This is a genomic window from Chryseobacterium sp. C2(2020) (assembly GCF_014218915.1).
Lineage (GTDB): Bacteria > Bacteroidota > Bacteroidia > Flavobacteriales > Weeksellaceae > Chryseobacterium > Chryseobacterium mucoviscidosis.
Map to the genome: position 1 here is coordinate 1 of NZ_JACLCT010000095.1, position 1197 is coordinate 1197.

The 1197-nt window shown below is 40.0% G+C and carries 2 protein-coding genes; both read left to right on the forward strand.

The window, feature by feature from the left end; all coding sequences use genetic code 11:
* The coding region (locus H6W52_RS21055) for a transposase (protein ID WP_185216975.1) at positions 1-321 on the forward strand (321 nt) is incomplete at its 5' end.
* Between the two features lie 169 nt (positions 322-490).
* Positions 491-1197: transposase (locus H6W52_RS21060; protein WP_185216977.1), on the forward strand; the 707-nt coding region annotated here is incomplete at its 3' end.

The following is a 1197-nucleotide window of genomic DNA, read 5'->3' on the forward strand; positions in this document are numbered from 1 at the left end:
CTTCCTGAATTTTTAGTTGAACACTTTGATATCCTCAAAGCAGAAACTCATGATGCAGAACTTCATCTTTATTTTGAAGAAGAAAGCAGTATTCCTCATGAATTTAAAGAAAGACAGCTGGAATCGAAGGGCTTTTTACCTGAAATCATCATAGATGATTATCCATTACGGGGTAAAATCGTAAAACTTCATGTGAAAAGAAGAAGATGGACTGATAAATCCTCTGGTAAAATCCTTCAAAGAGACTGGCAGCTGGTAACGAAAGGAACACGCATGACAAAGGATTTAGCAGGCTTCTTAAAAAAAATTAGCCGACACTAAAGCTCTTCCCCTAAAAGTCATAGCAGAATTTTTCGGGATCAAAGGCAAGACCTTTCAGAGGCAATACAAGAATAAACTCAGCGAGTGTCATAGCTGGGAACAGAAACGACACGCAGAAGACTGGATCATTTACCCTGAAAATCTCTCATCATCTTTATCCTTAGATGAAGTGGCACTCTCTGACGGAGAACTCTACACGGTGCTTACCTCCAAGACTGCACGAGGCAGGAAAGGAAGCATTGTTGCCATCATAAAAGGTACCCGGAGTGATTTTGTCATCACGCATCTTTTAAAGATCAGCAGAAAACTTCGGATGAAGGTAAATGAAATTACTTTGGATATGGCGGGTTCCATGAAGCGTATTGCCCAACGCTGCTTCCCTGGTGCAACACCGGTAATTGATCGCTTTCATGTTCAGAAGCTGGCTACAGAAGCCCTTCAGGAAATCAGGATCAGACATCGTTGGGATGCTATTGAAATGGAAAATACGGTAACGCAAGGACTGGGGGAAGAAAAAAACTCAGGTACAGAAATATTTGAAAACGGTGATTCACGCAAACAGCTTTTAGCAAGAAGCCGGTATTTGCTTTATAAAAGCCGTGAAAAATGGACACTTTCCCAAAAACAAAGAGCTGCTATTCTTTTTGCTCAGTATCCCGATCTGGAGAAAGCATATCAATTGACCGATGGACTGCGAAAGATTTATAATCAGAATATTCCAAAATCATTGGCGATGACTAAACTGGCACATTGGTTCAAAGAGGTGGAAGAAGCAGATTTTAAATCTTTTTCTACCTTAAGAAAAACAATAATGAATCATTACAGGGATATTTTAAACTATTTTCATCAAAGAAGCACCAATGCCGCTGCGGAATC